The 19,688-nt window shown below is 38.7% G+C and carries 8 protein-coding genes; 3 read left to right on the top strand and 5 right to left on the bottom strand.

The window, feature by feature from the left end; genetic code table 11:
- The 3 genes from WFK35_RS04115 to dnaE all read right to left on the bottom strand — a co-directional run.
- Nucleotides 1-3,470: beta strand repeat-containing protein (locus WFK35_RS04115; protein WP_336731486.1), on the bottom strand; the 3,470-nt coding region annotated here is incomplete at its 3' end.
- Between the two features lie 398 nt (nt 3,471-3,868).
- Nucleotides 3,869-7,525: a GEVED domain-containing protein gene (locus WFK35_RS04110; protein WP_336731485.1), complete on the bottom strand. Its 3,657-nt coding sequence runs from the start codon at nt 7,523-7,525 to the stop codon at nt 3,869-3,871.
- Nucleotides 7,526-7,791: 266 nt separating this feature from the next.
- Nucleotides 7,792-12,471 (bottom strand): DNA polymerase III subunit alpha, encoded by a 4,680-nt coding sequence (gene dnaE / locus WFK35_RS04105; protein ID WP_336731484.1) that lies wholly within the window; start codon nt 12,469-12,471, stop codon nt 7,792-7,794.
- Between the two features lie 224 nt (nt 12,472-12,695).
- Here dnaE and WFK35_RS04100 point away from each other — a divergent pair, with 224 nt between their 5' ends.
- Nucleotides 12,696-14,768, top strand: a complete 2,073-nt coding sequence (locus WFK35_RS04100; protein WP_336731482.1) for an alpha-ketoacid dehydrogenase subunit alpha/beta — start codon at nt 12,696-12,698, stop codon at nt 14,766-14,768.
- Nucleotides 14,769-14,936: 168 nt separating this feature from the next.
- Nucleotides 14,937-15,968, top strand: coding sequence for a bestrophin family protein (locus tag WFK35_RS04095; protein ID WP_336731481.1), 1,032 nt, complete (start codon nt 14,937-14,939; stop codon nt 15,966-15,968).
- Nucleotides 15,969-16,136: 168 nt separating this feature from the next.
- On the opposite strand, the gene WFK35_RS04090 is transcribed toward WFK35_RS04095, so the two are convergent.
- Nucleotides 16,137-16,595, bottom strand: a complete 459-nt coding sequence (locus WFK35_RS04090; protein WP_336731480.1) for an Lrp/AsnC family transcriptional regulator — start codon at nt 16,593-16,595, stop codon at nt 16,137-16,139.
- 155 nt (nt 16,596-16,750) lie between these two features.
- Here WFK35_RS04090 and WFK35_RS04085 point away from each other — a divergent pair, with 155 nt between their 5' ends.
- Nucleotides 16,751-17,977 carry an aminotransferase class I/II-fold pyridoxal phosphate-dependent enzyme gene (locus tag WFK35_RS04085; protein ID WP_336731478.1) on the top strand — a complete coding sequence of 409 codons (1,227 nt, stop codon included), beginning with the start codon at nt 16,751-16,753 and terminating at the stop codon, nt 17,975-17,977.
- Nucleotides 17,978-18,279: 302 nt separating this feature from the next.
- On the opposite strand, the gene WFK35_RS04080 is transcribed toward WFK35_RS04085, so the two are convergent.
- On the bottom strand, nt 18,280-19,284 hold the full coding sequence (locus WFK35_RS04080) for a glycosyltransferase (RefSeq protein WP_336731476.1): 1,005 nt from the start codon (nt 19,282-19,284) through the stop codon (nt 18,280-18,282).
- Between the last annotated feature and the right edge of the window lie 404 nt (nt 19,285-19,688).

Raw genomic sequence — 19,688 nt, 5'->3', positions numbered from 1 at the left:
GTATTAATAGTAACATTTTTAGAAACATTTCCTGCGGAATTTACCGTTACCGTAGTACCTGCTGCAATTTGCACCACATCTGTACAAGATGGTACCGTTCCTTTATTCCAAGTTGCAGCACTATTCCAGTTTCCGTTTCCTAAAGAGACAAAAGGAATATCCGAAGCTGCGATACCTAAATAATAAGTATCCGCTAAATTAGCCAATGGAAGAACGGTTCTTTGTGCATTTACATAAGTTGTTCCTGCTTGGTGTGTCCCTAAAGCCGGAGCAGAAGCTAAGGTAATTCTGCTGTTACCGTTAACAGCAGTATAAATATTTTGCCCGTTTATTGCCATAGAATAAGTAGGCGTTCCCGTAATCCCTGTCTGAGAAACAACCCAGTTGGATTTTGCCTGCGTATCTACAGTATAAGCCCCATCTACAATGCTTACAGTATTTGTTCCCGCAACATCATTATATTGTACTGCAATTTTACCACCAGTAGTAGCAGCAGCTGTTTGGTTTAAGTAAAGATTTCTTGCCACAAAAGCGGTTGATGTTCCTGTAGCAAAAGGATATACTCCTGTAGTCGTTGCTGACGGTGTTGTACTTGCTGTAATAGTTGCTCCACCTGTTGTAGTAGGCCACCATCTTGCAAAAGTACTTCCTGTACTAAAGCCACCTGCAGTATAAGATAAAGTTCCGTTAGATGTAGCTGAAGTTCCTAAAATAAGAGTATTAGCACCTGTATTTACAAAACCTGTTGTCATTGTTAATGTACCAGAAACAGTTCCTGTATTTGCACCGCTTAATAAAGAGTTTGCATTGCCAAAAGTAACCCCTGTTGAAGAACTATTATTAATCGTTACAGAAGTAAAATTAGCTGTAGAACTTGCCGTAACAATATTATTTCTGAATACTCCGGTTCCTGAAACAGTCTGCGGTGTAGTAGAAGCTGATGCTGTTCCGTTATTCTTGAAATTCTGGAAACTCACTGTGGAAGCAGTATGTGTAAATGTACCATTATTGGTAAAATTACCCGCAATACTTACTCCCGAAGTTGGTATTCTAAATTCTCCATTTGCATTAATGGTTAATGTATTAATACCAATTGTGGCGGAATTTGATACATATCTGTTTGTACCCAAAGCTCCGTCTATTATTACATTATCAAAATAGATTTTACTTCCTGCATTGTTCCAGATAAATCCTCCAACAGCTGAAGCCGTTGCCGTAGTACCTCCTGCATCTGTAGATGATCCGTCACCAAACTTCAGAGTCCAGCCAGCTGTATTATCAATCGCAGTTCCTCCCGTATAGGAGAATGCGTATGAAGTAGTACTGTTAGCTGCATGAGGATCTACCACCGTCATCGTTCCACCGGTAAGCGTTACGTTTCCAGTAGCTATATTTACTATATTTGTACCAGAAGCTACACTCGTCGCTGTGGCACCCGCATCGTTTCCATCTACATTAATATTTCCTCCACTTTGAGCAAAAGTAGAACCGGAAGCATTGTTAATATTACCATTTACTGCTAATGTTCCTCCAGATACCGATAAGGTACCGTTATTGTTAATATAATTGTTTTTATTAACACATCCTACAGCAATAGAACCTCCTGTAACAGCTAAAGCTCCTCCTGTATTAATAATTACATTACTTGGATTTGCCGTTGTAGAAGAAGATACAGTTACCGTATGTCCTGAAAGAATAGCTGCATTAGCACACGAAGGCACCACTCCGCCTACCCATGTACTTGTACTTTCCCAAGGACCGGATTGTGCAGATTCAATAGGAGATTCTGATGCAATAGAAGCTAATGTATAAGTAGCTGCTATATTTGCAGCAGGTACAGCCGCTCTTTGTCCCATAGGCTGGTTTGTACCTGCCTGTGCAGTACCTAACAACGCCCCGTTATTTAATACCGTAACATTGGGAGTTACAGCTGTATAAGTTCCCTGCCCCTGAACGGCAACAGTATGGGTAGCAGAAGAAGCGTATCCCGCAGAAGTCGTCACCACCCAATTAGCATTCGTCTGCCTGTCATAAGTTAATGAACCTTCGGTTAAAGGAGTTATTGCAGTAGTACCTGAAGTACCATTAAACTTTACAGCCATTTGACCAGCCGTAGTTAATGCTGCAGTAGCTCTATGAAAATGATCCGCTGAAAGTCCAATTACAGGATTACCCATTACAAAAGGATAAGTTCCTGCCCCTGGAGTCGGAATTGTAGATGCTGCTATAGTAGTTCCTGATCCTGCAGTTCCGTACCATCTGCTGAATGTAGAACCTGAACTGAACCCTCCTGCAGTATACGACAGTGAACCAACAGTTGTACCACTTACACCTAATATAAAAGTATTAGACCCCGTATTTACAACGCCATTTGTAAAAGTTAATGTCCCTGAAACAGTACCTGTATTTGCGCCGCTTAATAACGAGTTTGCATCTGCAAAAGTAACACCACCTGCACTCGTATTATTGATGGTTAAACTTGAAAAATTTGCGGTTGGAGAAGCTGCTAAATTTCTAAAAACGCCACTACCAGAGATAGTTTGATTTTTTGTGGAAGGTGCATCAACACCATTGGAGAAAAATTGAAAAGATGTTGTACTCGTGTTTGTATACGTATCATTATTAATCAGATTACCTCCTATTCTATTAATAGAAGTAAATCGAACTTCTCCAAGAGTGATTCTGAAATCCCCACTAAAACCAAGCGAATATGTTGTAGAACAAAGTCTCCTATTGCCTGTTCCTGCCGTATTAAGAATAAAATTACCAAAGTAAAGTCTTCCTGAACTGACAAAAGTATTCAAGTTAAAACCTGCTGTGTTAGTAGTAGCATCAGTAGAAACCCCATCTCCAAATTGTAAAATATGTGTTGATGTATTGGATGGATTAGCCATCGAACTGCTGCTATAATTGATAGCATCTCCTGATCCTGCGTTGGGATCAACAATAATGAGTGAGCCAGCTGTCCAGTTGATATTTGAGCTAGTAATACTTAATGTAGCTGTGCCACTGGCTACACTTCCTGTGGTATTGCCTCCATTATTTGGATCTATTGTGATAATACCTCCAGATTGATTGAATGTACTGGTACCCGAAACAATCATGTTTCCATTTACATTCAAATTCCCCCCAGAAACAGTTAATGTTCCTCCTGTTACATTTAGAGTAGAATCAAACGTTCCTGCTTTACTCACCGTAAGAGTATTTGCCGCGACTGTTAAACTTCCGGAGTTTATGGTAAGCTGCCTTACCGATGCATTCCCGGGAAGCGTCATTGCTGATGAATTTTGTATTACAAAATTATCTGCATTACTAATAGAACCGGGTGACGTTCCCGTTCCGTCAGTATTGGTTCCCCAGGAAGCCACATTTGTAAAATCCGTCGCCGAGGCTTTCGAATAATACGTGGTCTGAGCTTTTATTGAGGCGACACCGCCAATCAATAAAAGTAAAAAATACGTTTTTTTCATAAATTGTTAAATTAAAATTAGGACTTGTAAAATTATAAATAAATTTAACCCAATTAAAAAAAAACTCAATAAATATTTAAATTTAACATAAAAAAAACACATTAAGCATGATATTTTTTAACAATCATTTAAAAAATTAAAATTTCTATAATTAAAAAGCAATTCGTAAAAAACTGTTTATTAGGTAGTTAATTATTAATCACAAATCACTGATTTATAAACTACTATAACTTAACATAAAAAAATAACCACTCTCCAACCTGAGATCTCTGCTTAAAGTGAAACTTTTACATCTCAGCTATTATTTTCCGGACACAGAACTGTAACATTTCTCAAAAAAATAGAGACTATCCAAATTGGCAGTCTCTATAATTTATTGATTGGTATAATGAACAGAATTACCTCTTAATCGCTTTAAAGGTTTGTTTAGATCCGTCTTTCATATCAAAAGTAATTAAGTATATCCCTTGTTTCAATTCATTTAAATGAACTGATGATTCAGGATGGGTTATGGTTTTAACCAATCTTCCTGCAATATCTGTTACATAAACAGTTCTTACATTAGAAACATCCGATATATTCAAAATATCTGTAAAAGGATTCGGATATACTTTAATTTCGTTCTTCGTACCGGACAATTCGTTTGTCGCAAGCGGAGCGGTTACAATGAGTGAATAATCAATAATTTCTCCTCTTGAAAAACCTAAACAAGGATCCGTTGGTGCACTGTTGTTGTAATTGATCAGAACCCTCATTCTGTACGTTCCTACAGACGTATTTGCAGGGATGGTAAGTGTCGCACCGCTTGTGGTTGTGGTATAAGCTGTTGTTGCATACAGCTTTTCGGAAGCATCAAAAATATTATTCTGATTTAAATCTACCCAGACAGCCATTCCCACAGTAGGTCCTCCCGCCGTTATGGAAACAGGGATAACCGTATTGGAAGAAGATTTAGCAATTGAAATATTATTTGAACTCATCAGATTCTTATACCCGAAAGTTGCTGCGCTGTTTGCCGTTGCAGAACTGTAAGCCATATTGGTATTCGCTGTCGTGGATGTAAATGAGCTGATCCATGAATTCTGATTGGAAGTTACCGGAGTACAGTAATTGCTTGTATAAAATCTTGTTCCGCCTTCCCATGCACTGTTATCAGTCGCAGTACATTTAGCTCTTGCCCATACGTAGTAGAAGGTATCACTGGTTAATCCTGTCAGGTTAGCAGTTGTACCCGTTCCACTTGTACTTACAGAATTTGCAGCATTTAAAACTGTTGTCGCTGTCGGTGGTATATTGGTGGTACTGTAATAGACATCATACCCTACTCCAACCGTAGAAGAAGGTGCAGTCCAGCTAATCGCAGCTCCGTTAGTTGAAGTGGATGCTACGGTAATTAATGTCGGATTATCGCAGCTAGGAATAGGCTGAATATTAATATCATCAATTCCGATTCCTCTGTAAGTTCCTCCTACACCGTGTCTGAACGCAAGATACTGATCTGTTCCCGCCGGAATATTTACCGTATACTGAGCCATAGTTGATGTTAAAGTAACCGCACTGATCTGTGTAAAAGTAGAAGCATCAGCAGGATTGCTTAACGTTCCCACCTGAAGCGTGTAACCTGAAGATCCTCCCGCAGCCATGAAACGAACCCTGTTTGCTCCGTTTGAAAGGGGTGTAATTTGTGGGGAAACCAACATTCCTCCCGCTGTGGTAGCTGTATCATTATATAGATAATAACCATTTGGAGCAGAAGAATTATACGATGTATTTACATAGCCATATCCTGCCCAAGATGACGGTTCTAAATATCTCCAGCAGGAAGGTGCATTTGTATTACTGCTGCTTCCGGTAGCTGTGGTGTCGAAATTTTCAGACACAGGAAGAGAGGTTACAGCCGGGCAAACAGTTGTAAAGCTTCTCTCTGTACAGTTTAATGAGTTTTGAGTTGCCGTATATGCTCCTACAGACCAATAATATACCGTACTGTAATTAAGGGAAGTAGGCAAAGTGTATGTGGTAACATTTCCTACATCAAAATTATTAAGCACATCATTTCCACCCGGTGTTGTTCCTATTCTCAGCTTGTAACCTGTAACTGCAGACGAGGAAGAAGCCGTCCATGTAAAGGTAGGCGTAAGCGGAACATTAATGGCAGATGCTGCAGGCGCAGATTGTGCAGGACAGATAGAAAGTGTTGTAAATGTTCTCTCTGTACATCCTGTAGATGAAATCGCAGCATTATAGGAATTAACCGTATAATAATACTTTGTGTTATATGCTAATTCTGTTGGCAAAGTATACGTTGATACGTTTCCTACATTCAAATTATTTAAAACATCTGTTCCTCCTGAAGTTGTTCCCACAGATAATCTGTACCCTGTAGCTTCCGGATTTGCCGTCCATGTAAATGCAGGCGTTACGGAAACTCCTGTTGCCGCCGAAGAAGGCGCAGAAACTGTAGGACAGAATGTTTTCGTGGCAAAAGAAGATCCTGAAACCCAAGAACTCTGATCCGAAGCAGAACAACGGGATCTTACCCAAACATAATAGGTTGTATTCGGCGTTAAATTGGTTATTGTATACGTTAAACCTGTTGCTCCCACAACATTTGGCGTGGTAGCAGCAGTAGGTGCTGTATTGGTCGTGCTGTAATAGATATCAAATGCCGGTGCAGGATTTGCCATCGTCCAGCTTACCGGAGCTGTTGTAGACGTAGTTGTTCCGGGAGTTACAGAATCCGGGAACATACAAGGAATTACGGAAATATTTACATTATCAATATAAATATCGTTGCTTCCATTATCTCCTGTAGCCATAAATCTTACAATCGCTGTCGGACTGCCCGTTCCCAAGTCTGCATATTTGGTAGCCCATGAAGCAGAAATCCCCTGAGTAGAACCTACCTGACTGAAAGTGTTTCCGCCATCCGTAGAAACCAAAACTTTTAAAACATCAGTTCCTGAAGTATTCTGATAGTCGTAAGACAACAGCCTCGATCCTGTTCCTGAGGATAAATTGATATACAAATCCATATATCCTGAAGCATTGATCGTATTGTATGAATGGAATCTTGCGGCAGGAGCTATACCCGGTGCGGCAATCGCAGTGTTTCCTCCGACGCTTGTCCAGCCTGTTGTAGTAGCGTAACCATTTACCGTAATATCACTTGCTCTCCATGAGTTATCCCCTCTCGAAGGCCATGTTCTCCAATAGCTTGCATTAGGAAGATCTCCAATGGAATTTCCGTTTTCCCATGTCGTGAAACTTTCATTAAAAGGAATCGCAGCATACGTTGCAGGCGATGCAATCCATATTCCCGGAGAATAAGTAAACGTAAGACCGGAAGCAGGTACAGTTGTGGAATTGGTCGTTCCTAAAGTAACCGAATCTGTACTTCCTGTTCCTATGGAAGTTGCTGTCCAGTCTGTTCCTACTCTGTTGTTGGTATCAGAAGCTTCTGATCCTCTTATTCCGACCTGTCCCGTTAATACTGCAGTACCGGAAACACAATTTCCGTAGACAATGCTTACATTATTAGAAGTTAAATCAAACTGAATCTGAAAATTAAGAAGCTGCGCAGCAGATGCCCCACTTCCCTGAAGATCTTTAAACTGTACAATAAATTTAGAACCAACAGTCTCGTAAGAGATCTCGGAGGTTGTTGTATTTGCGTTCTTCAGATTGGCTGCAAAACCTGCAAATGCGCCTTCATAGGGAGTTGTGGTATCTGTGGACAACCCGGTATATGTAGCTGCAAGAGCAGCGGTTCCAAGCGTTACAAAACCATTATTGCTGAGGTAAACAGCGTTATAAGATTTACCATTAAATTTAAAAGCTGATGGTAAATTAATCGCGGCAGAAACAGCATCCGTTCCTAAGGCTGCTCCCGACTGCCAAATTGTTCTGGAGGCAGAAAGCGGGGTGTAGATTCCTGTAGTCTGCGTAAATCCGTAGCCGTTATTGGTATTCGGATTGGTAGCCTGAGGCGGTCCCACCTGTGCAAACGCTGCCGATCCCAAGGCAAGGAGACACGTGAGTAGAATTTTCTTCATATTTCAATAAAATTAAGGGCGGTAAAAATATAAAAATTATTCATTAAATCTGTTAAAATTCAGAAATTCATCATTATTTAATGTTAAAAAGATAAAATATTTTAATAAAAAATAAACATTAATTTAATTTTAACAGATCAATAAAAAGTAGAATTTTAATGAGTGGCTCATGGTATTGGTTTAAAAAAACACCAAAATAAAAATGGCTAAAAATCTGATCAATAGATTCATAGCCACTTTAAATTTATATCAGCAAAGTTTTAAATTTAATTCAGATAAAATTCATATTTTTTTAATAATTGAATTTCTTTGATCAGTTCACCGCTTAGATTTACAGAATGCTTCATAGACTGAACTTCGAGATGTTCCACCTTCGAATCTTCTTCTACATTTTTCAGATAAAATTTCAGCTTCTGCGTTCCCTGATTTCTTTCTAAAACTTTTCTGAAAAAATTCAGGTCTTCCGGTCGGAAATCCATCACATCCATCACTAAGGAAATACTTTTTGCAAATCTTTCAAAAGCTTCCTGAAGCTCTATAACGTCCGTAACATTCACAAAAACCCTTCCGTCCTTTACCTGAGCAAATTTAATCTTGAAAATAACAAAACGCTGAACCTCAAGCTTTTCTTTCAGCTTCATATAATCACGATCTCCCAGTCGGAAAGAATAAGAACCGGAATAGTCTTCCAGCGTTACAAAAGCCACTTTCTCACCACTTCGGAAACCATCTTTTACCACATATTCGGTAATCAGACCGGCAACAGTGTATTCTTTTCCACCACCGCCGTTTTCTCTTTCCTTCTGTAAGGTTTTCCAGTCTTTTTTCTTCTCTTCGAATAATTCTTCCTGCTTATTAGCAAAAGCCTGTTCTTTATATGCATCTACTTCATCGAGATTCAGGAAGTGGAAAACACCTTTTGGCTCTGCTTTTTTGGTGACTTCCTCAATGATTTCCTCTTCTTCACCCGCAATCACATCATCGGAAACAATTTCCGCAAGTTCAGCCACATCTTCCGGAACCTCCTGCTCTAAGATCGGAACCTCATCTATTACAATTTTCGATTCGTCTTCTTTTTCCAGAACAGATTTTTTGGAAAGACTTCCCTGTATAAACTGGAACTGATATTTAAATTCATCTAAAGGATGCGCAGAAAGATAGAATCCGATGGTTTCCTTTTCTTTATTCAGCTTATGCATATTCGGCCATTCCGGACACGGAGCCAGTTTGGGCTGCTCAATCTGAACTTCCTCTGCAAAATCCGCAAAAAGAGAATGTTCCATTTCATTTTTACTTTCCTGAAAGCTCTGTCCGTAACGAATCAGTCTTTCCAGATTGGTTCTTCCCGCCATATCAATATCGAAATACTGACCTCTGTGGAAATTGTCTAGTTCATCAAAAGCTCCTGCCAAAACCAAACTTTCCGCCACTCTTTTATTCATCTGCGAAGGCAGAATTCTTTCGAAGAAATCATAGATATTTTTAAATCTTCCGTTCTGTCTTTCTCTTGTAATGGCTTCACTCGGACCTTCACCAATTCCTTTAATGGCTCCAAGACCAAAACGGATCTGTCCTTTTTCGTTTACCGAGAATTTGTACTGAGATTCATTTACATCCGGTCCCAAAACATCAACACCCATACTTTTACAGTCTTCCATGAACATGGTGATAGAATCCGTATTGTTGATGTTGTTACTCATCACACTCGCCATATATTCTGCCGGATAATTGGCTTTCAGATAAGCAGTCTGATACGCAATAAATGCATAACACGTAGAGTGAGACTTGTTGAAGGCATATTCTGCAAAAGCTTTCCAGTCATTCCAGATTTTCTCTAAACGTTCTTCGTTGAGGTTATTTTTTCTTCCGCCTTCGATGAATTTCGGGTACATTTTATTAAGAACATCGATCTGCTTTTTACCCATCGCCTTTCTCAGCGTATCGGCTTCCCCTTTCGTGAAATTTGCCAGTTTCTGGGATAAAAGCATTACCTGTTCCTGATATACGGTAATTCCGTAGGTTTCCTTTAAATATTCCTCTGTTTCCGGTAAATCGTAGACGATTTCTTCAATTCCGTGTTTCCTGTTGATGAAATTCGGAATGTATTTTATCGGACCGGGACGGTACAATGCATTCATGGCAATAAGGTCGGCAAAAACCGTAGGTTTCAGCTCTCTCATGTACTTTTGCATTCCGGGACTTTCATACTGGAAAATTCCGACCGTTCTTCCTTCTTTAAATAACTGATAGGTTTTTGCATCATCAAGCGGAATGAGATCGGGATCGATATCCACTCCATATCTTGCTTTTACCAGTTTTAAAGCATCTTTAATAATGGTTAAAGTTCTCAGACCTAAAAAGTCCATTTTCAGAAGCCCTGCACTTTCTGCCACCGAGTTATCAAACTGCGAAACCAGAATATCGGCATCTTTCGCGGCAATCGTCACAGGAACCAGATTACTTACATCTTCCGGTGTAATGATAACCCCACAAGCGTGAATCCCTGTATTTCTGATGCAGCCTTCCATTTTTTTTGCACTCGCCAAAACTCCGTGACGCGCATCATTCGGACTGTCGAGAACGTAGCGCATTTCGTCAACAAGCTGTTGTTCTTCAGGTTTTAATTTATCGTATTTTGCTAAAGCTTTCGCAATATTCATTCCCGGTGTGGAAGGAATTAATTTAGCAATATTATTCGTGTCCGGAATCGGAACATCCAAAACTCTTCCCGCATCTTTAATTGCAGATTTACCTCCTAAAACCGAATAGGTAATAATCTGGGCAACCTGCGTTTTTCCGTATTTATCAACCACCCACTTGATAATTTTATCACGTCCTTCATCATCAAAGTCGATGTCAATATCGGGCATGGAAACCCTTTCCGGATTCAGGAATCTCTCGAAAAGGAGATCATATTTAATGGGGTCAACATTCGTAATTCCGATACAGTACGCTACTGCAGAACCTGCCGCAGAACCACGACCGGGACCTACCCAAACGCCCATTTTACGGGCTTCGTTACAGAAATCCTGGACAATCAGGAAGTAACCTGGATATCCTGTATTGGCAATAACTTCCAGTTCGAAATCCAGACGTTCTTTTATCTCATCTGTAATTCCGGTTTCTACATATCTTCTTTTTGCCCCTTCGTAAGTTAAGTATGTTAGATAAGCCATCTCACCACGTTTTCCGCCATCGATATCGTCTTCGGGATGAATAAATTCTTCCGGAATATCGAATTTAGGAAGGAGAACATCTCTTTTTAAAGTATAAGGTTTGAACTTTGCAAAAAATTCTTCATACGCTTCGAATGCATCAGGATATGTTAAAAACGCTTCCTTGATTTCATCCGCCGTTTTCATGTAATATTCTCCGGTTGCAAGTCCTCTTCTTTTTCCAAAACCTTTTCCTACAGGCGTTGAAAGCTTTTCACCGTCTTTGATGCAGCTTACAATATCCTGAATATTAGAATCGTCTTTATTGGTATAGAACGTTTCATTCTGCGCTAAAATTTTAACATTATATTTATCGGCAAAATGTAATAATACATCATTTAAATGCTCTTCTTCCGGCAATTTGTGGTTTTGGATCTGAACATAAAAATCGTCTCCGAAAGTATCTTTCCACCATCTGAAAAGCTCCTCACCTTTCTGTTCCCCCGTATTTAAAATGGCATCCGGAATATCCCCGTGAATTCCCGAAGTTAGGGCAATAACTCCTTCTTTATATTCGGCAATCAATTCCCGACTTACCCTCGGAACTCCGAAATAAAATCCTTTAAGAAATCCGATACTGGATAGTTTGGCTAAATTTTTATAGCCGTTAAAATCCTTTGCCAATAAGACAACCTGAGTTCTTCGGTCGGGATCATCTTTGGTAAACTGCTTCTGCTCATAACGGTCTGAAATATAAAATTCACATCCAACTACAGGAATCAAAGGCTGTGAAACCGGCTCCGGTTCATTGAATTCTTCGCCTTTTTCTTCCGCTTCCTGTTTTTTAGCGAGGTATTCTTTATGCTTTTTTGCACGGTCGCCGTTTGCGCCTTCTACCGCAGAAACAAATTTGAAAGCACCCATCATATTTCCCAGATCCACCATTCCGACGGCGGGAAAATTATCATCAGTTGCTTTTTTAATTAAATCATTGATACTTGTGGTAGCCGTTAAAGTAGAGAAAACACTGTGGTTATCAAAATTGAAATATTTTCCGAGATCGATCTCATCAATACTTCCGAAGTCCTGCTGTTTCTTCTTGTTGTGAAAATCTGCAACCTGCCTTCTGATAACAATATTGAAAGGCTTTATCGGATCCGGATACAGCGTTTTAAAATAGGCAAGCTGATCTTCCGAAGTTTTCAGCACTTCCACAGGAATGATCCCGATTCTCATCATTTCGAAGAAAACCTGCGCCGTTGCATTTACGTCGGCAGCAGCGTTGTGCGCTTCATCAAATTTATGACCGTATAATTTTTCGTAAAGCTCTTCCAGCTTCGGAGCTTTGTACCTTCCTCCTTTTCCGCCTCCCAACTGACAGAAATCTGTTCCCAGAATCATCGTATCGGCTTTGGGCTTTTCCTGAAGGTTGTCTTTGATATTTTTACGGTAAAATTCGGCTCCCACAATGTTGTAATCGAACTCCACATTGTGTCCGGAGACCACTCTTACTTTTTCTAAAACTTTAGAAAATTCATTTAAAATTTCTTCGAGATCACGACCTTCCTCATTGGCGATTTTTGTTGTAATCCCGTGAATTCTCGCGGCATTGAAGGGAATATCATACCCTTCCGGTTTTATAATATAATCCTGATTTTCAATTAATGTTCCGTCATCATCATGCAACTGCCACGCAATCTGCACCATTCTTGGCCAGTTATCTGAATCTGAAAGCGGAGCGTTGAAATTCTTCGGTAAACCTGTGGTTTCTGTGTCAAAAACTAAATACATGTAATTTTTCTAGCTTTTATTAAAAAGAGAATGTAAAGTTACTTTAATTTTTTGTCTTTTGGAATTAGTTTTTATAAATGCTGCTGAATCATGGTATGTATATCTGATTTTGACAAATCAGGTTTTAACGCAAATCACACATCCAAGAACATTGAAAAACAACAGATTACCGAAAAACACTAACGATTGTTAGTATTTTGATTTTTTGTTTATCTTTGCTTTCTATGGAAAATACACTTCACGAAAAGGTTTCTCAAGATATATTACTCAAGGCTTATAACCACATGATGCTTGCCAAAGCAATGGCAGACATTTATGAAGAAAACAGAAATGTCTGTAAATACGTTCATAGCACATCAAGAGGTCATGAAGCTATTCAATTGGCAACGGCTTATCAGTTAAAAAAAGAAGACTGGGTTTCCCCATATTACCGTGATGAAAGCATACTTTTAGGAATCGGTTTTGAACCTTATCAGTTGATGCTTCAATTGCTGGCAAAAGCTTATGATCCTTTTTCCGGAGGAAGATCTTACTACTCACACCCTTCAAGCAGGGACGAAAATAAACCAAAAATTATTCATCAGAGTTCTGCGACAGGGATGCAGACCATTCCGACAACGGGAGTTGCGCAGGGAATTAAATATATTCAGGATTTCGAATTGCAGCAGTTTGAAAATAATCCTGTGGTAATCTGCAGTCTGGGCGACAATTCTGTTACGGAGGGTGAAGTAAGTGAAGCTTTCCAGTTTGCGGCTTTACATCAGTTGCCTATTATTTTCCTTGTTCAGGATAATGAATGGGGAATTTCCGTAACCAAGGAGGAAGCAAGAACGTGCGATGCCTATGATTTTGTAGCCGGTTTCACGGGTTTAAGCAGAATGAGAGTAGACGGAACAGATTTCGTGGAAAGCTTTGAAGTAATGAAAAAAGCGGTGGATTTTGTAAGAACTGAAAGAAAACCTTTGGTGGTTTGCGCAAAAACAGTTTTAATTGGTCACCACACATCCGGAGTACGAAGAGAGTTTTACAGAGACGAGGAAGATTTAACCAAACACAGAGCAAAAGATCCGGGAAATATTCTAAGAAATCATTTGATTGAATCCGGAGTTGATGAGGAATTACTAAAACAGATTACGAAAAAAGCACGCCTTGAAGCTGAAGAAGCTTTTGAAAAGGCTAAAAATGCAGAAGATCCGAAGCCTGAAAGTGTAATGAATCATGTTTTCGCACCAACACCGATTACAGAAGAAGTAGGAACCAAAGAACCAGCAGGCGGAGAAAAAATTGTGATGGTAGATGCTGCGATTCACGCCATTCAGGAATTGATGTGGAAACATCCGGAAGCTTTGCTGTACGGACAGGATGTTGGGGAAAGAATCGGAGGAGTTTTCCGTGAAACGGTAACGTTAGGAAAAAAATTCGGCAGCAAAAGGGTTTTCAATACTGCGATTCAGGAAGCTTATATTATTGGTTCTACAGCAGGAATGAGCGCAGTCGGATTAAAACCGATTGTTGAAGTTCAGTTTGCGGATTATATTTATCCGGGAATCAATCAGTTAATTACAGAAATTTCCAAATCGAGTTATTTAAGTCAGGGAAAATTTCCTGTAAGCAATATCATCCGTGTTCCGATCGGAGCTTACGGCGGCGGCGGTCCTTACCACAGCGGAAGTGTTGAAAGTATTTTAGCGAATATCAAAGGGATTAAAATTGCCTATCCGAGCAATGCGGCAGATTTCAAAGGCTTATTAAAAGCAGCCTACTACGATCCGAATCCGGTGGTTATGCTTGAACATAAAGGGTTGTACTGGAGCAAGGTTCCGGGAACGGAGGATGCAAAAACCATTGAACCTGCGGAAGATTATATTTTACCTTTCGGAAAAGGAAAAGTAATTATTGAAGCGGATAAAGAGGAAACCGAAAAAGGCAGAACTTTATTAATTGTTACTTACGGAATGGGGATTTACTGGGCAAAAGAAGCAGCGAAAAATTTCAATGGAAGAGTTGAAGTGATTGATTTAAGAACCCTGATTCCTCTGGATGAAGAACTGGTTTTTGAGGGGGTAAAAGCGCATGGAAAATGTATTGTTTTAACGGAAGAACAATTAAACAATTCTTTTGCGGAAGCTTTTGCTCACCGAATTTCGAAAAACTGCTTTAAATATCTTGATGCACCAGTAGAAACGATGGGTTCTCTGGATGTTCCTGCGGTTCCTATCAATTTGGTGCTTGAAAAGGAAATGCTTCCGAATGCGGAAAAGCTGTCCAATAAAATTGAAGAAATGCTGAAATATTAATTCAGCTTGAAATAAAAATTGTAAGCCTCTAAATTTTTTTTAGAGGTTTTTTTGTGTCTTAATTTCTTATATTTATATGCTGCCAGTGAAAGTTTTTCAAATTCTGTTTCAAAACATGGTATCTGTTTTGCTAAGTTTTTTGCTGGTTCAAAATTAAATTGCACAAATATGATTACAACAAAATACGTTAATTACCGACAGGTTCTCAATTTATCAGGATTTCATGTGATTCTGATTTCAATCTGGTGCACTTTAATTGCTGTGCTTTTTCACTTTTTCCATTGGGACTGGATGATTATTCCGTGGGTTCCGGTAGCATTAATTGGTACTGCAGAAGCTTTTCTGGTAGGTTTTAAAAATAATCAGGCCTACGACAGATTGTGGGAGGCAAGAAAAATTTGGGGCGGAATTGTAAATTCCAGCAGAATGCTTGGATCGATGGTTTATGCTTTTGATACCAAAGAAGAAAAAGTAGGAGCATTTGGTCTGGAAGACCGCAGAAAGAAAATCGTTTTCCGTCATATTGCATGGCTGTATCAGTTAAGGGAGCAACTCCTGATTCCTACAGAGTGGGAACATATTAAAGTAGAACAAGATCGGTTCAAAAGTGTGGATTATAAGCGTAACCGACTGATAAAGGCGGGTTTTCCTGATTATGGAAGAACGCCTATTTTCCTCAACAAATACTTGTCTGAAGAGGAAACTGAATTGCAGTCTCAGTATAAAAATTTCGCGACTTATCTTATTGCTCAGCAGTCGAAAGACATTAATGAGCTTAAAAACATGAACGTTATTTCAGACTTCAACCAAAAGCAACTGCAGGATTGTCTTAATGAATTTTATACGCTGCAGGGGCAGGCGGAAAGGATTAAAAAGTTTCCTTTGCCAAGACAGTTTGCAAGTACCGCCTTCGTTTTTAATGTCATTTTTATTATGCTGCTTCCGTTAGGTTTGGTGAGTGAATTTGCCAAGTTAGGAGACTGGGGAATCTGGGCTTCGATTCCGTTTTGTATTACAATTGGCTGGATTTATATTATTATGGAGCTGGTTGGAGATTATTCTGAAAATCCTTTTGAGGGTCTTATGTTTGATATTCCGATGCTTTCGATCTGCAGAACGATTGAGATTGATCTTCTGCAAATGACAGGAGAAACGGATTTGCCTGATCCTATCGCTTCTAAGAATGGGGTTTTGGTTTAATTAATTGTCTTCAATTGAAATTAAGACCGCGGTTTAGCCCCGATTGCAGCTTTGTCTGAGCTCATTTTCATGGATCTAGGGTTGCGGCGGCTTTGCCGCCGCAACCCTAGATCACGAAAATAGCGAGTGCGGAAAGCGGGAAACAGCTCCTAAAAAAGACTTTTGCACCTACAAAATAATTGCGGTTGTATTTTTTACTTCAGAGATCATAAAAGAGCTGTGGGTACTTGCAATATGCTGCAATGTGGTAAGCTTCGTAAGCATAAAATTTCGATAGTCTTCCATATCTTTTACCCCGATTTTCAAGATATAATCGTAGTCTCCGCTCACGTGAAAACATTCGGTTACTTCTTCTAAATTCATCACTTCTTTTTCGAACTGAAGGACGTATTCTTTTTTGTGCTGAGCGAGTTTGATATGACAGAGTACAATGAAATTTCGTTGGATTTTATTCCTGTCCAGAATCGCAACATATTTTGAAATCACTCCTGTATTTTCGAGTTTCCGGATGCGTTCATAAACAGCCGTAACAGACAAACCTAACTTATGAGACAGTTCTTTGGTGGTTTGTTTGGAATCTTCCTGCAGAAAAAGGAGCAGTTTTTTATCGGTATCATCAAAACTCATAGATAAATTTTAATCAAATGTTTATTAAATTCAAATATAATAAACTTTTTTTCTATTAATCTAAATTTTAATAGTTTTATATTCTAATAATTTAAATTTTTATTGTAATAATTCTGAAGGTTATTCATATTTATAGCATAAAAAATTTAAACGATATGAACGACTTTAATGCAGCCAACGAAATACAGGATCTACAGTATTTCGGTGAATTTGGCGGAGTAAACCCATCAATTTCAGACAGTTCTACCTATACTTTTCTTTCTGCAAAAACGATGTTCGATACTTTCGAAGGAAATGCAGAAGGATGTTATTTGTATTCAAGACATTCTTCCCCGATGAATCTGTATCTTGCACAGGCTTTGGCTAAGCTTGAAAATACGGAAGCGGCCAACGTTACCGCATCGGGAATGGGAGCGATTACTTCGGTTCTGATGCAGGTCTGCAAAAGCGGAGATCATATTATTTCGAGCAGAACAATTTACGGCGGAACGTATGCTTTTATGAAAAATTTTCTTCCGCCATTTAATATTCAGACGACGTTTGTCGATATCAATAATTTTGAATCTGTTGAAAACTCAATTACCGAGAACACAAAAATCATCTACTGTGAAAGTGTTAGCAATCCGCTTTTAGAAGTTGCTGACCTGAGAAAACTTTCTGAAATCTGTAAAAGGCATAATCTGAAACTGATCGTAGACAATACGTTCTCTCCGCTTTCCATTTCACCAAAGCTTTTGGGCGCAGATATCGTGATCCATTCTTTAACGAAATTTATCAACGGAAGCAGCGATACCGTTGGCGGAGTGTACTGCGGAACTCAGGAGTTCATTAACGATACGAAAAACGTAAATAACGGAGCGTGTATGCTGTTGGGACCTACGATGGACAGTCTTCGTTCTGCAAGTATTCTTAAAAATCTCAGAACGCTTCACATCAGAATGAAACAGCACAGTTACAATGCAATGTATCTTGCTCAAAGATTTGAAAACGACGGACTGCGCGTTTCTTACCCCGGATTGAAATCTCATAAAAACCACGAACTGATGAAAACGATGATGCACGAAGAGTACGGATTCGGCGGTTTGCTGACTTTAGACGCGGGAACCACAGAAAAAGCGAATGAACTGATGGAACTGATGCAGCAGGAAAATCTGGGTTATCTTGCGGTAAGTTTAGGCTTTTATAAAACTTTATTCTCATGCTCAGGAAGCTCCACTTCTTCTGAAATTCCGGAGGAAGAACGTGCTGCGATGGGAATTTCCGATGGACTGATCAGATTCTCAATAGGGCTGGATCACGATATCGAACGAACGTATGAAAAGATGAGAGAATGCATGATTAAAACAGGTGTTCTCAGCCATGAAACCATCCCCATATCCTAATTATTGTAAAAAAGCTGTTGATTTCGACAGCTTTTATTTTTTTTTAGATAAATTTCGTGCCTACAGAGCAATATTTGCTGTAATCGAAAATCATAGTTTTTTTTAACGCAAAGTTTAATTTAAATACCCCTTATTTAAGGGAGCAAAGAAGAATCAATAAGTTGCTTTGATAAAGCGTATTTTTCAAGCTTTGCGTAGCAAATTTATTTGCCTTTACTGACTAAATTAAAGCTTTGCTAAAAAATCTTTGCGTCAAAAAATTTACGCTAAAAAGTAATTCATTAAAAATTTTAGTGGTAAAATCAAACTTTATGAAAATGCTTCGGGAAGGCATCTTCAGGTTTCATCCTTAAAATATTTAATAAAATCCACGATTTTAAGAAACCATAACCGTAAGAAAACATCTGGATGTAGGTGGAGATTACCGCCATTCCTGCAATGCTGATGTTTTTGGTGATCCACAAAGCATGGAAAAGTACCATGAACGTATATAAACCATAAAATGCAAGAATTACCCCTTTTCCCAGAATGAAATATTCTATAAATCCCATCACGTAACCTAGCATAAACAAGGTAGGAAATGCAAATGAAATCTTTACATAATTCGGATGTCTTTGATTAAGGATTGGTCTTGCACAGCCAAACTGGTACACCTGTTTCGAAAATTTTCCGAAATCTACTCTTCGTTTGTGATAGACTGCAATATCATCAAAGAAAGCAGTTTTAAAGCCATTTTCCCAAAGCGTCATGGAAAGATCCGGGTCCTCTCCTATTCTCATTTCTGAAAAACCACCGACTTTTTCAAATACTTCCTTTTTTACGCCCATATTGAAGCTTCTGGGCTGAAATTTTGAAACGGCTTTTTTACTTCCTCTGATTCCGCCAGTTGTAAAAACAGAAGTCATTGAATAAGAAATGGCTTTCTGCATTAAATTAAAACCTTTATGCGCCTTATCTGCTCCTCCAAAAGCATCACATGGAATTTCAAGAATATCTTTTTTGATGTTTTCGATGTAATCGTTCTCTACAATTACATCACTGTCCACAAAAACAAGCCATTCATTTTCCGCTCTTCTCGCACCGTAATTTCTGGATAAACCGGGCCCTGAATTATCTTTCCGGAAATATTTAATGTTTAAAAAACTTTCGAACTTTGAAATCGTTGGTTTTAAATCGATTAATGAGCCGTCATCCACGATAATAATCTCAAACTCTTTGTCTGTCTGTGCAGTAAGAGAATTCAGGAGTTCAAAAAGTTCGTCTTTACGGTTAAAAATAGCAACGATAATGGAAATGGTAGGCTTCAAATCTGAAAATTTTTCAAAATTACTTATTCAGGAAGGAATGAGCAAAAAGATTTTGGAAATTAACAGCTTAATTTAAGATGATAAACAATAACATTACACCGTAATAGCTGTTTTTTGAGTATTTTTGATCTTTAAACATAAATGTGATGAGTGGTTTTAGAGAATTTAAATATTCTATTATAATTTTTATTATTGGCTTAATTACAACTTCCTTTATTTTTATACCCTCATATTGGTTATTTAATATTCATCCTTTTCCTCCAAAATTTGGATTCGGAACATGGATATTTGCCATCTTATTTACATTAATTCCTACTTATTCTATTGAGATGAAATTCATCCAAAAATTTAGGCTTAGTGAAAAAAGAAAAGATATCATTTTATTTCCATCGCTGCTTTGTATT

The sequence above is a fragment of the Chryseobacterium sp. VD8 genome (assembly GCF_037149975.1).
Classification (GTDB): domain Bacteria; phylum Bacteroidota; class Bacteroidia; order Flavobacteriales; family Weeksellaceae; genus Chryseobacterium; species Chryseobacterium indicum.
Note: the sequence above shows the minus strand (reverse complement) of the source record. Positions and strands in the feature narration are given on the sequence as shown.

What these genes read in the sequence shown, in the direction of transcription:
- WFK35_RS04090 (WP_336731480.1), bottom strand. Translation starts at nt 16,595, where the DNA reads ATGAGTTTTGATGATACCGATAAAAAACTGCTCCTTTTTCTGCAGGAA.
- WFK35_RS04095 (WP_336731481.1), top strand. Translation starts at nt 14,937, where the DNA reads ATGATTACAACAAAATACGTTAATTACCGACAGGTTCTCAATTTATCA.
- WFK35_RS04110 (WP_336731485.1), bottom strand. Translation starts at nt 7,525, where the DNA reads ATGAAGAAAATTCTACTCACGTGTCTCCTTGCCTTGGGATCGGCAGCG.
- dnaE (WP_336731484.1), bottom strand. Translation starts at nt 12,471, where the DNA reads ATGTATTTAGTTTTTGACACAGAAACCACAGGTTTACCGAAGAATTTC.
- WFK35_RS04085 (WP_336731478.1), top strand. Translation starts at nt 16,751, where the DNA reads ATGAACGACTTTAATGCAGCCAACGAAATACAGGATCTACAGTATTTC.
- WFK35_RS04100 (WP_336731482.1), top strand. Translation starts at nt 12,696, where the DNA reads ATGGAAAATACACTTCACGAAAAGGTTTCTCAAGATATATTACTCAAG.